We start from the raw sequence: 16239 nt of genomic DNA on the forward strand, positions 1-16239 counted from the left end.
GTGATATGGCACACGCACCCGGCCATGGGCAGGCAGATTTTGGAGAAGCTCTGGTCGAGATCGGCGGGGTGGAGCAGAAGGCGCACTTCTTCGTGCTCGATCTGCCGCACAGCGACGCCTGCTACGTACGCGCCTATCCGGCTGCCGTTGCCGAGGCCTGGATGGACGGCCATGTCCACGCCTTTGCGTTCTTCGGCGCGGTGCCGCTGTCGATCGTCTACGACAACGACCGCTGCCTGGTCTCGAAGATCCTGCCTGACGGGACGCGGCTGCGCGCGAGGCTGTTCAGCGCCTTCCTGTCGCACTACCTGATCCGTGATCGTTACGGCCGCCCCGGCAAGGGTAACGATAAGGGCGGCGTTGAAGGCCTTGTCGGCTATTGCCGGCGCAACTTCATGGTGCCGATCCCCCGGTTCCCGACATGGGAGGCGTTCAACCTGTGGCTCGAGGAGCAATGCCGCAAACGGCAGAACGACCGGCTGCGGGGCGAGAGTGAGACGATTGGCGAGAGGCTGCGGCGCGATCTGGCGGCGATGCAGGAACTGCCGGCTTCCCCCTTCGAGGCCTGTGACCAGACCAGCGGCCAGGTCTCATCGCAGGCGCTGGTGCGTTACCGGACCAACGATTACTCGGTGCCGGTGCGCTTCGGCCACCAGGAGGTGTGGATCAGGGGCTATGTCGACGAGGTGGTGATCGGTTGCCGGGGCGAGATCATTGCCCGCCATGTGCGCAGCTACGAGCGCGAGGATGTGATCTTCGATCCGATCCATTACCTTCCCCTGATCGAACAGAAGATCAATGCCCTCGATCAGGCCGCACCATTGCAGGGCTGGGACCTGCCCGAGGTATTTACAACGCTGCGCCGGCTGATGGAGACGCGCATGGGCAAGCATGGCCGGCGCGAATATGTGCAGGTACTGCGCCTGCTGGAGAGCTTCGCTCTGGCCGATCTGCATGGCGCGGTGAAGCAGGCCCTTGATATGGGCGCGATCGGCTTCGATGCGGTGAAGCATCTCCTGTTATGCCGGGTGGAGCGCCGCCCGCCCCGACTGGACATGGCGATCTATCCCTACCTGCCCAGGGCCAGAGTGGAGACAACATCGGCGCGCTCGTACATGCGGCTGTTGACCGGCGGAGCAGCGGCATGAGCAGCCAAGCTCCCGAACTGCTGCTCGCCAGCCACCTCAAGACGCTCAAGCTGCCAACCTTCCTGCGCGAGCATGACAAGCTGGCCCGGCAATGCGCAGCAGAGGGCGTAGATCATGTCCGCTACCTTGCTCGGCTTGTCGAACTGGAACTGATCGACCGGGAACGCCGGATGGTCGAGCGCCGGATCAAGGCCGCGCGGTTCCCGGCCGCCAAGAGCCTCGACAGCTTCGACTTTGCCGCCATTCCGAAGCTCAACAAGATGCAGGTGCTCGAACTGGCGCGTTGTGACTGGATTACCCGTCGCGAGAACGTCATCGCCCTTGGCCCGTCGGGGACCGGCAAGACCCATGTCGCGATCGGTCTTGGCCTGGCGGCCTGCCAGAAGGGCCTGACGGTCGGGTTCATCACTGCTTCCGCGCTGGTCAGCGAGATGATGGAGGCACGCGACGAACGCCGCCTACTGCGCTTACACAAGCAGATGACCGGCTATAAGCTTCTCATCATCGATGAGCTGGGGTTCGTGCCCCTCTCCAAAACCGGCGCGGAACTGCTGTTCGAGCTGATCTCACAGCGCTACGAACGCGGCTCGACGCTGATCACCAGCAACCTGCCGTTCGACGAATGGACCGAGACGTTCGGTTCCGAGCGCCTGACAGGCGCGCTCCTCGACCGGCTCACCCACCACGTCAGCATCCTCGAGATGAACGGCGAGAGCTATCGCCTGGCCCAGAGCCAGGCACGCAAAGCACGTCCCAACCCCTGACAGAAACGGCAATCCGGGTGTTGGCGACCCCCGCTCGGGCTACGCCCTCCCGGCGCTCGCCAACACCCGGATCAAGTGGCCTGGTTTTGCTCCGCCCAATGGACGACTTTTACGCCGCCGTTGACAAGATTGCCCGGTTGTCAGCCTTAAGCACCTTGAGCCAGCTGGCGAGGTAGTTGGCGTGATCGGGGCGCGGGCTGGTGGAAAGGCCAAGATCGCCGCAAAGGAAGGCTGAACCAAGCTCGGCCACCAGTTCTTCCATGGCATAGGCATTGTCACCGAACCGTTTCCCAAACGTTCGCGCAAGGCGGTGATCAGCGCCAGACCAATGGACGAGTTCGTGCAGCAAAGTGGCGTACCAGTTCTGCGCCGCGCTGCCGCTGGCGGTAGCGAAGAAGCGCTCGCGGTCTGGCATGGTGATTGTGTCGGTAGAAGGGGTGTAATGGGCGCTGTCGCCATGGATGCGCACGCAGACACCTGTGCCCGCAATGAAGCTGTCCGCTTGCGGGATAGGGTCGAAGTTTTCGCCGTCCAGCACCTCGGGCAGGGCGTATCCTTCGACCTGGCTGGCGTTAAACACGTGCGACGCCTGCGCAAAGATGCGGGTCGAGCTGTCTCTTTCCTCGGTCTGATCGTCATCGCGATTGTCGAAGACCTTGTAGAACACGATGGGAGAAGCCTTTTCGCCCTTGCGGACCTGAGCGCCAAGTGACTGCCACTGGCGATAGGTCGCCCAGAGACCAAGCCCGAAGTCCTGCGCTTCGGCGCTGGCCCAAAGGGCGAGTACGTTGACGCCGCGATAGGCCTTCCCAGTCGCCGCATTCATGGGGCGCGAAAGCGGCGCGGTGCTGCGATGCCAGGGGAAAGAGAATGTATCCGTGCCGCGTTCAAGGACGGCGATGATCTGGTTGGTGATCGTATCGTAGATGCTGGCAGTTGTGGTGCTGGCCATGGTGAAAGTCCTTCGTCCAATCGTTGGTAACGCGGATGAAGGGACGGGCCGGATTGGCCGGGCGGGTCAGCGGTTACGCGAAACAGGCAACACGGGAGGGCTTCAGCCCGAATGGAGCGGGCAGGCTGTTGATCCCGCCCGTCACGGCCTGTCGAAGAGGAGCAGTTCATTCCAACGGCAGGACGAAGGACGCCATGGTCTGCGATTGCCGAGGCTATTCGATCATCCCAACCCGGCACCCATCGCTTTTGATTTTCCGGCCTCAGGAGTGCTCGCGGTCGTAGCCGTCTGCTTCTCGCCTGCGCGTTCGTAGATCGCGCGGACAAGCCGGTCTTTATCGTCGGTGACAACCACGGCCTCTGCCTTGGCGCGTGACAGCGCGACATAGAGCATCTTTTGATCGACCAGATTGGTGGAGCGGCTGTCGGCGTGGATCAGGACCCGTTCGGCGGTCTGGCCCTGCGCGGTGTGTGCAGTCTGGACATAGGCGTGACGCAAATGGGTGTCGCGAGGATGTGACAGATCGAGCTTCTGCTCGCGCCCATTGGCGAGCTTTACTGTCGCCCGACCACGGTCGGAATCGATGCGGGTGACGGTCCCGGCAAGGCCATTGACCCGCCCGGCCTCGCGGTCGTTGCGGATGAACTGTACGCGGTCGCCGGTGCGCAGTTCCATCGGTTTCGGCTCAAACACCTCGGCTTTGCCTGCACCCCACTGCCGGGGATGCCAGTCCAGCGACCGTCCATCGCGCCCCTCTAGGGCAATGCGCCCGTCCACAGGATCGACAGCGGAAATTGCGAAGCTCTCACCCCGGCGCACGCCCTTGGCGGCATAGGCACGGCTGAACCGGACGATATCGCCGATGGCATAGCTTGCTGCCTCGCGTGCCTCGGCACGGGTGATGCCTTTCGCTTCAAGCGCGTGGAAACGGACGGCATCCGCCGACAGCTCGCCGCGCTCGGTCAACTTCGCGCGGATCATGGCAGTGAGCCTGTCCCGGCCCTCGCGCGATGGTTCGATCACGAGCGTTCGTCCTCGCTGTGAGACCGGCAACGCCAGATAATGCCGGGCCATCGCTCCAAGGCGCTCGTCCGGCGTTGCGCCCTCGATCACCTTGCCACCGCCACGTTCCAGCGCGGCCAGGGCCTTGCCTGCATGGCCCTCGATCGAGGCCATGACGGCATCGCGTGTGTCGGCATTAGTTTGCCGAACCACCTCGGCAAGCTTCGCGGTCGCCATGCCTGCCTGCTGCAACTGCGCGAAGGCTGCACCTGCGCCGACCGACCCCAGCTGCTTGACGTCGCCGACCAGAACGAGCCGGGCTCCGGCCTTGTCGGCGCGGGTCATGAGTTTCGCCATATCGTGCGCCGATAGCATCGAGGCTTCATCGACGATCCAGACGGTGTCCTTGCCCGCTATCTTCGCCTCGGGTGCGAGTAAATGCCGCGCCACGGTATCGCCACGCAGGCCAAGCGCTTCGCCCAGCACGGTCGCTGCCGATGCGGTTGGTGCAAGAGCTGTAACCGCAAGTCCGTGACGCCGTGCCTCGCGCGCGTAGGTGGCGAGAACTGTGGTGGTTTTGGCGGTCCCGGCGTAGCCCTGGACGGCGGCAACGCGGTCGCGCGAAGTGAGCAGGTCTGCGGTCGCGCGCTTCTGGTCCTCGGTCCAGGCATAGCCGGATCGGGCTGACTGCCGTGCAGCGCGCTCAATCATCCGTGCTGCTGCTACCGGCGTGGCGAGCGATTGCGCCATGCCGCGCCCGGCTTGCTCAAGCCGCAACATGGCGCGCTCGGTCTCGATGGCCTGCGGCGTCGTGAACCCGGCAAACTCCGCCCCACGTCGGTCAAGGAAAGTGCGCGGGACAAGCTCGCCGCGTTCTCCGGATTCGGCAATCGCTGCGCTGATTGCATCGTGCCCGGCCTTGCCGAAGGCAAAGTCCCCGGCCTCGCGCGCCAGCGTGCTGGCCGAGAATACAGCCTCTCGCTCGGACAGCTTGGCAGCGGCCCAGGCCACCGCCTGCCGCGCCAGCAATTCCGGACTGGCGGTTGCTTCGCTGCTCCGTGCCCGCTCTCTCGCTTCACCGATCAGCCTGTCTCGTGCCGCCTTGTCGAACCCGTTGGAATCGGAAGTCGCCCGCCAGTCGGCCCGCAAACTGCGATGATCCGCACAGGTCTTGGCCTCGCGCGTATCGAGCGCGGCGATCTGCTTTTCAGCGGCACTCGCTTGCTCGCGGTTCGTGCCGCGTTCGGCAAGCCGGGCATCGATGGCTGCTGTGCGCTGGCTCAGCGCATCTATAGCCTTCTCAGGAACGCCCGCGATCTCGAAGAGCGAGTTCTTGCCTGCTTCGATCCGATAACCCAGCGCAGCAACGCCGTGTGCCAGCTCCTGCCGGTAGACCGCGCCAATTTCTTTCTGCAACTGGTAGAAGGCGCGAGGCTCCAGACTGCGCCAGTTGCCGTCCTTGTCCTGCGTCGCGTTGAGGATCACGCCGTGGGTGTGAAGCTGCGGGTCTTGCGCACGGCTTGTTGCATGGCGGAAGGTGGCAATGGCGAGATTGCCCGTCGCCTCGCGCCGGACCTCGCCGCCTTGCCTAATCCGCGTTGCCGCCATGTGCTCTTCGACATGGGCCAGAGCCACTTTCACCGCCGCGCCATGTGCCTTGACCAGCCGCTTGTCTCCGGCAACCTCGGCCATGATCGAGACCGACTTGGGAGCGGACAGGGTGATGTCCCAGCCAGGCCGGTGTTCGACCTTGCCATCACGCGCGGTGCCCAGTTGCTGTCCGGCAATCCGGCCTTCGAGCAGTTCGGCAAACTTCTCGCGATCGACCTCGCCCGACAGGCCCAGTTTATCCGCTGCCTCGCCAAACCATTCGGAAGGAGCCATGCCGCCTTCGGCGTAGTAATCGTCGGCTTCGTAATAGCTGGCGGCCTGACCGGCATTCGACAGGGCCGAGACCGAAGCGACCATCAGACGGGTCCCGGTTTGGCATTGGGCTCGGCGCCTTTCGCGATTTCGCTGACCCGGCTCCACAGTGTGCCTGCCGGATCACCTGGCACGTAACCGGGCTGACGAGGCTCGCCGCGCCGGGTGACAAAATCTACTCCCATGGTCATGGCTCAATCTCCAGAGCGAGCGAGCGCTGGCGCTCGAATGCGGCGCGCGCTTCGGCTGCAATTGTCTCGTCGGATTTCTTCGTGCCCAGCGCGGCATGGCGGGCGTAAGCGTAGGCCGCACAGGCGGTGAACAGGGTGCGGTCGAGCACCCGTTCGGCCTCGGCGAGGCGCTCCGATATCGCCCCGATTTCGCGCGCCAGTTCGGCGAGATCGGTTTCCTTGTCGGTGCCGTGCAGGACCGAAAGAAAGCCCGCGTCGATCACTTTCAGGAGCATCGCATACTCCGACAATCCGCGCCGGTCGGCGATGCCGGACAACGACCGTGCCTGCGAAGGATTGAGGCGGATGGTGCGCTTGACATAGCTCGCCATCACCACCTCCAGCGCGCGCTCGAAGCGCGCTCCGGAAATGGCAGAATTGCGAGGGTCTGAACGCATTGCCTGAGCGAGCGCGCTATCCGCGCGCTCCAGAAACCGCAGAATTCCACGATGCACACGTGCGTGGGGTGTGTTTGAAAATTACGGGTCCGATACGCAGTATCGTGGCCCTTTCCTTCTCCCGTCATTCTCCGGTCAATTGGCATGTGCGTCTTGCTCCATGCTTGCCGTTGGAGGCGTCGCAGACAGGATCAGATTGCGGGCGACATCGTCGTCGAAATACCGTTCGCGGGACTGGCGTGAAGGCAACTGGCGATCCGCCATATCGGGGCGCGTGAACCAGCGAAGCAGGGTCAGGTCGATCGCGGACCGAACCTCATCTGCGATCGCGTTGGTCTCTTCTGGCGTGAGGTCAAGCCACCCGAATTCGGTACGAAGCTGACTGCCAAGGGGATACCCGGTTCCGTCCCGGCTCCTGTAAATCGGGCCCTCGACAGTGAGGCAACAATCTTGTCCCTCGAACCGCTCGCGGACCGGGCGCTCGTACCAGAGCCAGGGATGCAATGTGTGGCGACGGGCGCGCCCATCGGCATTGTCTTCAACGAGCAATTCGACGAGCTGGGCCGCACGTTCTTCGTCGTCGCTAGGAAGGCGAGCGATCAGCCAGCCATGCTTCTGCAGGGCCGCGTTGATCAGGGAAAGGATAGACATGGGGGATTGGCTTTCTGCGGGACATTGCCCGCATTGGAGGGGTCAATAGCTGCGCAGGGGGAGGGCCTCGATCCACTCTTCGATGTCAGTGGAACGCCAGCGGATACGTCCGCCGCCTATGTCTATCGGATGAGGAAAGGCACCCCGGCGGATGCGTCGCCAGATCGTTGTCCGGCTGCGAATGCCCGTGAGGCGCATGACCTCATGGCAGGTGAGTAGTTCAGTATTCGGCACGACAGACTCCTTTGCTTCAAGGTTCTGTCACCGTTGCCGCTTGTCCCCTCGCGACGATGGGTTGCTTTCAGTTTGCCGTTGCAGATCGTGCAATCAGAGTTCCAACACAGCGCCACCCTTGGCTTAGGTGACGCTGACCAAGCTATGCGAATCGCAATGCTGTAGGAAAGAACAAAAAGAGATCAAACGCTGTTCCGCATTGGCGGGTGGACGATGTTGGATCGCTATGGACAGTGCGGGACTGAAAGAATTTTTCCCGCTGGTGTCCGCTCCGGGCCAATGCAGGTCCGAATCTACGGTCTTGGTGCAGCGCGAGACCGGTTTTCGGGCGAATCGCAGCTTGAGCCGAAATGACAAGCAAACGTGCTTTCGCTTTGCACGTTGATGCAGACATGCAAAGAAAATCGAAAAATCTTTACACATTCAGCAATCGTGATAAGTCTTGCCGCATATTCTTTGCATGAGACGATCTGTGGCCCTCAAACCGACCTACGCCATTCCAGACCTGCCGCCCCCCGGCCTCACTGAAACGCCCAGCGTTCTGAAGGCACTTGCGCGCGCGCATCGCTTCCTTGCCGAGCTTAAAGGCCGCGCCGCAACCATTCCCAATCAGGGCATTCTGATCGACACGCTGTCGCTTCAAGAAGCAAAGGCGAGTTCCGAAATTGAGAACATCGTCACGACGCAAGATGAGCTCTTCCAGCTCAATGCATTCCCCGAAAGTGCGGGATCACCTGCGGCAAAGGAAGTAGCCCGATATCGGGACGCGCTGCGGTACGGATACGACGAGCAACGGCGTCTCGACGGATTGCTCACAAACAACATGCTCATCGCCATCTTCCGCATTCTCAAGAAGACCGATGGAACCTTCCGCGAAACACCGGGCACCGCCCTCAAGAACGAGGGAACGGGCGCGCTCGTCTACATTCCGCCTCAGGATGCGAAGGAAGTTCGCGATGAAATGGGGGCGCTGGAAAAGTTCATCAATGAGGACGGTGATGGGGTCGATCTCGACCCTTTGACTCGGATGGCAATCATCCATCACCAGTTTGAAAGCATCCACCCTTTTCCTGACGGGAATGGGCGCATCGGGCGCATCATCAACGTGCTCTATCTCACACGCTGCGGGCTGCTCGATATCCCAATCCTTTACCTCAGCCGATACATCACCCAGAACAAGGGAGAGTACTATCGCCTGCTCCAGGTCGTACGTGAAACCGGTGAATGGGAAGAGTGGCTTCTCTACATGCTCAAGGGCGTGGAGGAGACTGCCATTGAAACCTTACGGTTGGTCGAAGCGATCCGCGGTCTGATGGCCGAGACGAAGCGAAGGATGCGCACCGAGCACCCGAAAATCTACTCACAGGACCTGCTCAACAATCTCTTCCGCCACCCGTACACGCGCATCGAATTCGTCCAGGAGGAGATTGGGGTCTCTCGACCCACAGCGACCAAATATCTCGATGAACTCGCCGAAAGCGGAATGCTGTTCAAGCACCGCGAAGGTCGCAACAATTACTACATCAATCAGCCGCTGGTTGCCCTGTTCGTGGATCGGGAGCCAGAGGCAGAGTGAGCAAACTGAACAATCTGGTTTTATCCCGCAAATTCGCGATTTCCGGAATTGCGGGATAAATCGCTGCAATCCGTATACCGCGAGGAGGCAAGCAAATGCCGTTCTATGTGCCCACGGAAGGAGCGGACGCTTGGCGAAAGTTCCTCGCGGAGCCAGACAAACAATGGCGGGATGGTTACTCCGCCAAGTCCTTGGCCGAGTGCTGGGAAGACGCGCGCGGAATACCCACCGAGGTCGGTGCTTTGCTCGAAACGATTGCGCCCGCACCCAGGTTGCTCTTTGCCCTTCCGGAGCACAAAGTCGCCCTCCCTGGATCATCGCGAGGCGAAAGCCAGAATGACATTTTTGCCTTCGTCAGAGCTGGCCCTTCTACCGTGGCAGTCATGATCGAAGGGAAAGTCGATGAATCCTTCGATCGCCAGCTGACCGACTGGCTTAGGAATGCCTCGCCGGGAAAAATTGAGAGGCTCTCCTACCTCGCAAGCTCGCTAGGTCTCGATGCAGCCAGCATCCCCGGCACTATCCATTACCAGCTTCTCCACCGCACAGTTTCGGCATTAATCGAAGCGGACAGATACAAGGCTGATGCAGCGGCCATGATAGTCCATTCGTTCTCGCCGACGCGAAAGTGGTTCGACGCATTCGCAGCATTCTGCTGGCTGCTCGGGATCGAGGCAGAACCGGGCCGTCTGTATCTGGCGAAAACCCAAACAAGTAAGCCGCTATATCTCGGCTGGGCGTCGGGGAAGCCAGCTAGGCCAATCTAATCGTCGATCGGTCTAGCCCGTCCTATTCATGAGGCTACCGCTTCGTGTTGTTCGGACGGCGATGTGGCGGTGCCTGATTGATCAAGGCGCACGCCTCCACCGGCGTTTTTCACCGCGGCAGGAGCAATGGGCTTTTCGAGGTTGATGGACTGGGGCTCAGGGGTTCGGCGGCACCGCCGCTCTTGCTATGTGGGCGCTGGTCGCAGACTGGTGGTGATGGCCTTGAACACACCGGCATCCGGGCAAGCCGAAGCGAAGGCGACGCGGATACGCGTGGCGGTTTCGATGACGCGGGCAGCGACCTTGAGCAGGCGCAGGCGCAGCGTGGCGAACTCGGCGGTGGCGAGTGCGGTGGCTCTTGGGATTTCCTGCTGGATTCGCCACAGGAGCCAGTATGCGGCGGTGTGCAGGATGAGGCGCATCTGGTTGGCGCCCGCCGAGCGGCACGAGGTGCGATCGCTGGCGAGCTGGCTCTTGTGGCGCTTGATCAGGTTCTCGGCCTGACCGCGGGCGCAGTACAGCGTGTCGTAGATGTGCTCGGCCGAGCCTTCGGTCAGCGAGGTGACGACATAGCGAATGTCCATGCCCAGCGTGCTGGCCTCAATCCGGGCGACAACGCGGCGCTGGCATTTCCAGCTTTTGGCGCCGTAGCGGGTCTCGGCATAGCCTCGCAGGACCGGATATTGGCGCTGAGCCCGTTTAACCGCGCAGGCATCGGCGGCAACGACGATTTCGGGATCAGCACGCAGCGCGGCGTTGGTTGGCAGGCCGAACACGTAATCGACGCCGGCCGCCTCGCACAAGGCCATGACCTCGGGCCGGCCATAGTGCCCGTCGCCGCGGATGGTGATGTGCGTCTCAGGCCAGTGCCGACGCAGATGGCGCATCAGGCGCCGGATGTGGCCGGCAGCTTCGGCGCCCGACGGTGTCTTGCCGGTGCGCAGCAGCATTGCCACCGGCCGACCGGTGGCGGTGTCGTAGACATGAATCGGCAGGATGTCAACGGCGGCGTAAAAGTCGTCCATTGGGCGGAGCAAAACCAGGCCACTTGATCCGGGTGTTGGCGAGCGCCGGGAGGGCGTAGCCCGAGCGGGGGTCGCCAACACCCGGATTGCCGTTTCTGTCAGGGGTTGGGACGTGCTTTGCGTGCCTGGCTCTGGGCCAGGCGATAGCTCTCGCCGTTCATCTCGAGGATGCTGACGTGGTGGGTGAGCCGGTCGAGGAGCGCGCCTGTCAGGCGCTCGGAACCGAACGTCTCGGTCCATTCGTCGAACGGCAGGTTGCTGGTGATCAGCGTCGAGCCGCGTTCGTAGCGCTGTGAGATCAGCTCGAACAGCAGTTCCGCGCCGGTTTTGGAGAGGGGCACGAACCCCAGCTCATCGATGATGAGAAGCTTATAGCCGGTCATCTGCTTGTGTAAGCGCAGTAGGCGGCGTTCGTCGCGTGCCTCCATCATCTCGCTGACCAGCGCGGAAGCAGTGATGAACCCGACCGTCAGGCCCTTCTGGCAGGCCGCCAGGCCAAGACCGATCGCGACATGGGTCTTGCCGGTCCCCGACGGGCCAAGGGCGATGACGTTCTCGCGACGGGTAATCCAGTCACAACGCGCCAGTTCGAGCACCTGCATCTTGTTGAGCTTCGGAATGGCGGCAAAGTCGAAGCTGTCGAGGCTCTTGGCGGCCGGGAACCGCGCGGCCTTGATCCGGCGCTCGACCATCCGGCGTTCCCGGTCGATCAGTTCCAGTTCGACAAGCCGAGCAAGGTAGCGGACATGATCTACGCCCTCTGCTGCGCATTGCCGGGCCAGCTTGTCATGCTCGCGCAGGAAGGTTGGCAGCTTGAGCGTCTTGAGGTGGCTGGCGAGCAGCAGTTCGGGAGCTTGGCTGCTCATGCCGCTGCTCCGCCGGTCAACAGCCGCATGTACGAGCGCGCCGATGTTGTCTCCACTCTGGCCCTGGGCAGGTAGGGATAGATCGCCATGTCCAGTCGGGGCGGGCGGCGCTCCACCCGGCATAACAGGAGATGCTTCACCGCATCGAAGCCGATCGCGCCCATATCAAGGGCCTGCTTCACCGCGCCATGCAGATCGGCCAGAGCGAAGCTCTCCAGCAGGCGCAGTACCTGCACATATTCGCGCCGGCCATGCTTGCCCATGCGCGTCTCCATCAGCCGGCGCAGCGTTGTAAATACCTCGGGCAGGTCCCAGCCCTGCAATGGTGCGGCCTGATCGAGGGCATTGATCTTCTGTTCGATCAGGGGAAGGTAATGGATCGGATCGAAGATCACATCCTCGCGCTCGTAGCTGCGCACATGGCGGGCAATGATCTCGCCCCGGCAACCGATCACCACCTCGTCGACATAGCCCCTGATCCACACCTCCTGGTGGCCGAAGCGCACCGGCACCGAGTAATCGTTGGTCCGGTAACGCACCAGCGCCTGCGATGAGACCTGGCCGCTGGTCTGGTCACAGGCCTCGAAGGGGGAAGCCGGCAGTTCCTGCATCGCCGCCAGATCGCGCCGCAGCCTCTCGCCAATCGTCTCACTCTCGCCCCGCAGCCGGTCGTTCTGCCGTTTGCGGCATTGCTCCTCGAGCCACAGGTTGAACGCCTCCCATGTCGGGAACCGGGGGATCGGCACCATGAAGTTGCGCCGGCAATAGCCGACAAGGCCTTCAACGCCGCCCTTATCGTTACCCTTGCCGGGGCGGCCGTAACGATCACGGATCAGGTAGTGCGACAGGAAGGCGCTGAACAGCCTCGCGCGCAGCCGCGTCCCGTCAGGCAGGATCTTCGAGACCAGGCAGCGGTCGTTGTCGTAGACGATCGACAGCGGCACCGCGCCGAAGAACGCAAAGGCGTGGACATGGCCGTCCATCCAGGCCTCGGCAACGGCAGCCGGATAGGCGCGTACGTAGCAGGCGTCGCTGTGCGGCAGATCGAGCACGAAGAAGTGCGCCTTCTGCTCCACCCCGCCGATCTCGACCAGAGCTTCTCCAAAATCTGCCTGCCCATGGCCGGGTGCGTGTGCCAGCGGCACGAACATCTCCCGGCTGCGCTGATCCCGATCCCGGATGTAATCCTTGATGATCGTGTAGCCTCCGGTGAAGCCATGCTCTTCGCGAAGGCGATCGAACACACGCTTCGCCGTATGGCGCTGCTTGCGCGGGACCGACCGGTCCCCATCCAGCCAGCCGTCGATGATCGGTATGAACGCTTCCAGCTTCGGTCGCCGCACCGGGGCGCTGCGACGGTAACCGGGCGGCTCGGAATACGACAGCATCTTGCGGACCGTGTCGCGCGATATGTTGAAATGCTTCGCTGCCGCCCGGGCGCTCATGCCGCCCGCGCAGGCAAGACGAACCTTCAGGTAAAGTTCCACGGTGTAAATCCCTCATCCCTCCTCGCCAGCATCGCGAAAAGGGAAAAAGTGGACGACTTTTACGCCGCCCGCAGCAGCACTTCGCCGCCGCTACCGTGGTCTAATTTTGCACCGCCGTTCTCAGCTGGCTCGACGGCGAGCGTCGGCATGTCTGGATCACCAAGAACGAGGCGCTTCTGGAAGATGCGCGCCGCGACTGGGAAGCGCTTGGCGGGCTACGGCGCGATCTCCGACGTGGAACGCCAGGCGCATGTCTATGCCGAGCTGCAGGACGCCTGGTACCAGATCACGCCCGACACGATCCGCCGTATGGTGCTCGATGCCACAGTGCGCGGTTCCGATCCACGCGCTGTCCTCGTCGGACGCGATGCCTACCTCGCTGCAGGTGGCCGGATCGAGCGCGAACTGTTCGACGATGATGCCAGCGAGAGCTGGATCGATGTCGCGTTGCTCGAAGATCTCGCGCACAAGGCCATGGATGAAGCCGCCGAAAAGGCCGCGCTCGAATATGGCCTTGCCTGGGTGCGCCCGACGCTTGGCAACTACGTCAGCCATGACCTTGTTGAAGGTCTCGGTCGCTTGCCCTGCGAGCCTGCGCCGATGACCGAACAGGAAGCGAAGGAACTTGGCGAGCTCGAGGCCGGCTACGATCGCGTCGCCGCCGTGCTCGAAGACGAGGACAGCGACGAGGACGAGGTCGCCAAAGCCGAACAGGAACTCGTGGTGATCGACCGCGCCATGCGCGCGCTCAATGACCGGCCGCCGGTACTCGCCGACGAACTGAAATCCGAGGCTGGTGCCTTCCTAGTCCTCTCGCGCAATGGCGAGCCGACCTTGGTCCCGCAGTACTACACCGAGACCGAGGTCATCACCGACGAAGGTCCTATCGAGGCAGTCGAGGACAGCGGAACGGCAAAGCCCAAAGGAAGCTCGCTTTCCCAGCGCCTGCTTGATGAACTGGCCATGCAGCGCCGCGACATCCTGGCGATCCATCTCGCCAACGATCCGGCACTGGCTCTCGACTTCATGGTCTTCACACTCGCCGATGCCGATGGGCATAATTGGCGCGCCAAGAAGGCGTCGACACTGGTGGGTCCGGTGGCATCAGGCCCGGTTGCCGGGTTCGAAGCCAAGGATGCGCCGGCGAGCGCTGCGCTAGCAGAATTCGCCGGGTCGCTCGATGAAAGCTGGCGTGCTGGGACAAGCGATGTCGAGCGGTTTGCCAGGTTCCGGGCGCTTTCGGACGAGGCGCGTTCGGCCTGGCTTGGCCATGTCGTCTCGCGCACGCTTGTCGCGAGCCTCGCGTGCGAAGGCGAACGCTCGGCGCCGCTGCACGAGGCGCTCGGCTCCCTGCTCGAAATTGAGACCGCGCATTGGTGGCGTCCCACTGCGACGAATTACTTCGACCGGGTGGCCAAGGCCCGCACGCTCGAAGCACTCGACACCGCCGGCGGTCCTGAACTGGTCAGTCGCTATGCTGCATCGAAGAAGGCCGAACTGGCGAGTGCAGCCGAGCGCATCTTCTCCGGCAATTTCATCGGCGAGGCCGACGTCAAGGAGCGGGCGCAGGCTTGGGTTCCGCCGATCATGCGTTTCGCCAGTGCCGAGGAAGTCCAATTGACCGACCACGAAGGAGACGAGGCGGTCAACGCAGAAGAATCTGACGAGATTGCCGAGCAGGCTGCCTGACCCCTCCTGACAGGTCCAGGTCACTCGGCGGGCGGTCCGTCCCTTTCGGGACGGGCCGCCTTTTCAATGTCAAATTTGGGGCCGCTAGCCGTCGGTCCGCTTTTGACTGGCTTACGTTTGAAAGCTGCCGAAAGCGTTATAGTGCAAATCGGCCCAACGTTTGCCGGTCTGGAAAACGCCCTAAAACCGGTCATTCGAGTGACTGAGATTTTCGCCTGAGAACTACTATTAGTTTACCGTAGACTCCATTGGTGCCTTACGATCTGATCGAGGCGGTTTGAAAGATCGCGCCGTGTTTTAACCGCTGTTGGCTTGGGTGCCGGTATTCATCATGGCGTAGCAAGGCGGCGACCGCGCTTGAGAAGAATGCGACGTGGCGCTCGACCTTGATCTTGTTTGCAGGTTGCAGCCTTGCCTGAGCGACACCCTCGAGAAATTAGCGATTTTCGATGAATTGCGGTATCGGGGCACGATGACGGAACGGCATGAAGCAATTGTCGAAGAGGTTTTGCAATCCTCATCCAGTGCCGCGCATTCTCTTGTCGCGGCGAGCTGGTGTCGTTCCGGCCTAAGGCATGGTCTCGATGCCGGGGCCAATCGCGCATCGGAACTCGTGTCCGGTAGCGACCTCACCCAACGACGGCAGCGCCATGAGTTGATGCTGGACGTCGCGCGGCCACTTCTCGACCAGTTGTTCCAGGCCGTTTCCGCTACCGGCTGTGCCGTGATGCTGTCCGATAATAACGGCGTCGTGCTGGAAGCGCGCAGCCTGGCTGGCGATCGCGAACTCTTTGAGCGAGTTGGTCTGACCCCCGGCGGGGTATGGAGCGAGAGCCGGGAAGGCACCAATGGTATCGGCACATGCCTGATCGAGGGTCGGCCCGTCACGATCCACCGCAACGAACATTTCGCCAGTCGCAACATTGGTATCAGCTGCATGGATGCGCCAGTGCGCGATGCGACCGGCCAGCTTGTCGGCGCGCTCGATATTTCGAATTGTCGCGACGATCACAGCGCCGCGATGGGGATATTGGTGCAGAAGATTGTTCAGGACGCAGCGCGCCGGATCGAAAGTGGCATCTTTCGCAAACACTTCGCCGCGCATCGGATCGTCGATGCCAATCTGGCGGGCGGAGATGCAGCCCTGCTGGCCGTGGATCAGGACGACCTGGTCATTGGTGCAACCTTTGCCGCCAGGCACCGCTTCGGGCTGACCGACGCTTGCCTGGAAGCGCGCCGCACGGCTTCCGATATTCTCGGTAGTGAAGCAGCCCCGTCCCTCCACGACTCGGAACGGGCCGTGTTACGAAGAGCATTGGCGCAGGCCGGTGGCAACGCCACGCAGGCAGCAAAAGATCTCGGAATAGGGCGTGCGACGCTTTATCGGCGGATGGAAAAGGTTGGCTTGCAGCGCAGCTGACACATACACCGACCTAAGTGTCTCGATAGTGAGACAGTCTGCCCATGCAATTGCCGGCGGGCTCTTTTCAGCACCGCTTTTTCGCGGAACCATCATCCTCACGACCG

General features: G+C 62.3%; 12 protein-coding genes and 3 pseudogenes. 7 read left to right on the plus strand and 8 right to left on the minus strand.

What is annotated here, in order from left to right:
* Positions 1-5 precede the first annotated feature (5 nt).
* A pseudogene (gene istA / locus LOZ77_RS12070) lies at positions 6-1148 on the plus strand (IS21 family transposase); the annotation flags it as partial.
* Positions 1145-1912 (plus strand): IS21-like element helper ATPase IstB, encoded by a 768-nt coding sequence (gene istB / locus LOZ77_RS12075; RefSeq protein WP_048578302.1) that lies wholly within the window; start codon positions 1145-1147, stop codon positions 1910-1912. The pseudogene istA (LOZ77_RS12070) and the gene istB (LOZ77_RS12075), both read left to right, overlap by 4 nt.
* Positions 1913-2021: 109 nt before the next feature.
* On the opposite strand, the gene LOZ77_RS12080 is transcribed toward istB (LOZ77_RS12075), so the two are convergent.
* From LOZ77_RS12080 to LOZ77_RS12100, 5 genes are all read right to left on the minus strand, one after another.
* Entirely contained in the window at positions 2022-2864 is an 843-nt protein-coding gene (locus LOZ77_RS12080; RefSeq protein WP_230279326.1) for an ArdC family protein, read from the minus strand.
* Positions 2865-3086: 222 nt separating this feature from the next.
* Entirely contained in the window at positions 3087-5834 is a 2748-nt protein-coding gene (gene mobF, locus LOZ77_RS12085; protein ID WP_230279327.1) for a MobF family relaxase, read from the minus strand.
* Between the two features lie 142 nt (positions 5835-5976).
* Complete coding sequence (locus LOZ77_RS12090) at positions 5977-6417, minus strand: hypothetical protein (protein WP_230279328.1); 441 nt, start codon at positions 6415-6417, stop codon at positions 5977-5979.
* 135 nt (positions 6418-6552) lie between these two features.
* Positions 6553-7068 carry a hypothetical protein gene (locus tag LOZ77_RS12095; protein WP_230279329.1) on the minus strand — a complete coding sequence of 172 codons (516 nt, stop codon included), beginning with the start codon at positions 7066-7068 and terminating at the stop codon, positions 6553-6555.
* Positions 7069-7110: 42 nt separating this feature from the next.
* Positions 7111-7302 (minus strand): AlpA family transcriptional regulator, encoded by a 192-nt coding sequence (locus LOZ77_RS12100; protein WP_087910441.1) that lies wholly within the window; start codon positions 7300-7302, stop codon positions 7111-7113.
* 472 nt (positions 7303-7774) lie between these two features.
* On the opposite strand from LOZ77_RS12100, the gene LOZ77_RS12105 reads away from it, so the two are divergent.
* Complete coding sequence (locus LOZ77_RS12105; RefSeq protein ID WP_230279330.1) at positions 7775-8878, plus strand: Fic family protein; 1104 nt, start codon at positions 7775-7777, stop codon at positions 8876-8878.
* 95 nt (positions 8879-8973) lie between these two features.
* Positions 8974-9645 (plus strand): hypothetical protein, encoded by a 672-nt coding sequence (locus LOZ77_RS12110; RefSeq protein ID WP_230279331.1) that lies wholly within the window; start codon positions 8974-8976, stop codon positions 9643-9645.
* 185 nt (positions 9646-9830) lie between these two features.
* On the opposite strand, the gene LOZ77_RS12115 is transcribed toward LOZ77_RS12110, so the two are convergent.
* The 3 genes from LOZ77_RS12115 to istA (LOZ77_RS12125) form a co-directional block, all read right to left on the minus strand.
* Positions 9831-10670, minus strand: a complete 840-nt coding sequence (locus tag LOZ77_RS12115) for an IS1380 family transposase (RefSeq protein WP_370638006.1) — start codon at positions 10668-10670, stop codon at positions 9831-9833.
* 98 nt (positions 10671-10768) lie between these two features.
* A complete protein-coding gene (istB, locus tag LOZ77_RS12120) occupies positions 10769-11536 on the minus strand; it encodes an IS21-like element helper ATPase IstB (protein ID WP_048578302.1) in 768 nt (255 codons plus the stop codon).
* The gene (istA, locus tag LOZ77_RS12125) at positions 11533-13023 is read right to left on the minus strand and encodes an IS21 family transposase (protein WP_081261070.1); all 1491 of its coding nucleotides are present in this window, start codon (positions 13021-13023) and stop codon (positions 11533-11535) included. Before istA (LOZ77_RS12125) ends, istB (LOZ77_RS12120) begins: the two co-directional genes overlap by 4 nt.
* Positions 13024-13148: 125 nt before the next feature.
* Here istA (LOZ77_RS12125) and LOZ77_RS17960 point away from each other — a divergent pair.
* The 3 genes and pseudogenes from LOZ77_RS17960 to LOZ77_RS12135 form a co-directional block, all read left to right on the plus strand.
* Positions 13149-13256: pseudogene (locus LOZ77_RS17960) on the plus strand (strawberry notch-like NTP hydrolase domain-containing protein); the annotation flags it as partial.
* Positions 13240-14712, plus strand: a pseudogene (locus tag LOZ77_RS12130) (chromosome partitioning protein ParB); the annotation flags it as partial. The pseudogenes LOZ77_RS17960 and LOZ77_RS12130, both read left to right, overlap by 17 nt.
* Before the next feature lie 373 nt (positions 14713-15085).
* Complete coding sequence (locus LOZ77_RS12135; RefSeq protein WP_228135327.1) at positions 15086-16132, plus strand: GAF domain-containing protein; 1047 nt, start codon at positions 15086-15088, stop codon at positions 16130-16132.
* Positions 16133-16239 lie beyond the last annotated feature (107 nt).

The sequence above is a fragment of the Croceicoccus sp. Ery15 genome (assembly GCF_020985305.1).
Classification (GTDB): domain Bacteria; phylum Pseudomonadota; class Alphaproteobacteria; order Sphingomonadales; family Sphingomonadaceae; genus Croceicoccus.

Coding starts and splice junctions, on each gene's coding strand:
- istB (WP_048578302.1), top strand. CDS start 1,145: ATGAGCAGCCAAGCTCCCGAACTGCTGCTCGCCAGCCACCTCAAGACG.
- LOZ77_RS12080 (WP_230279326.1), bottom strand. CDS start 2,864: ATGGCCAGCACCACAACTGCCAGCATCTACGATACGATCACCAACCAG.
- mobF (WP_230279327.1), bottom strand. CDS start 5,834: ATGGTCGCTTCGGTCTCGGCCCTGTCGAATGCCGGTCAGGCCGCCAGC.
- LOZ77_RS12090 (WP_230279328.1), bottom strand. CDS start 6,417: ATGCGTTCAGACCCTCGCAATTCTGCCATTTCCGGAGCGCGCTTCGAG.
- LOZ77_RS12095 (WP_230279329.1), bottom strand. CDS start 7,068: ATGTCTATCCTTTCCCTGATCAACGCGGCCCTGCAGAAGCATGGCTGG.
- LOZ77_RS12110 (WP_230279331.1), top strand. CDS start 8,974: ATGCCGTTCTATGTGCCCACGGAAGGAGCGGACGCTTGGCGAAAGTTC.
- LOZ77_RS12115 (WP_370638006.1), bottom strand. CDS start 10,670: ATGGACGACTTTTACGCCGCCGTTGACATCCTGCCGATTCATGTCTAC.
- istB (WP_048578302.1), bottom strand. CDS start 11,536: ATGAGCAGCCAAGCTCCCGAACTGCTGCTCGCCAGCCACCTCAAGACG.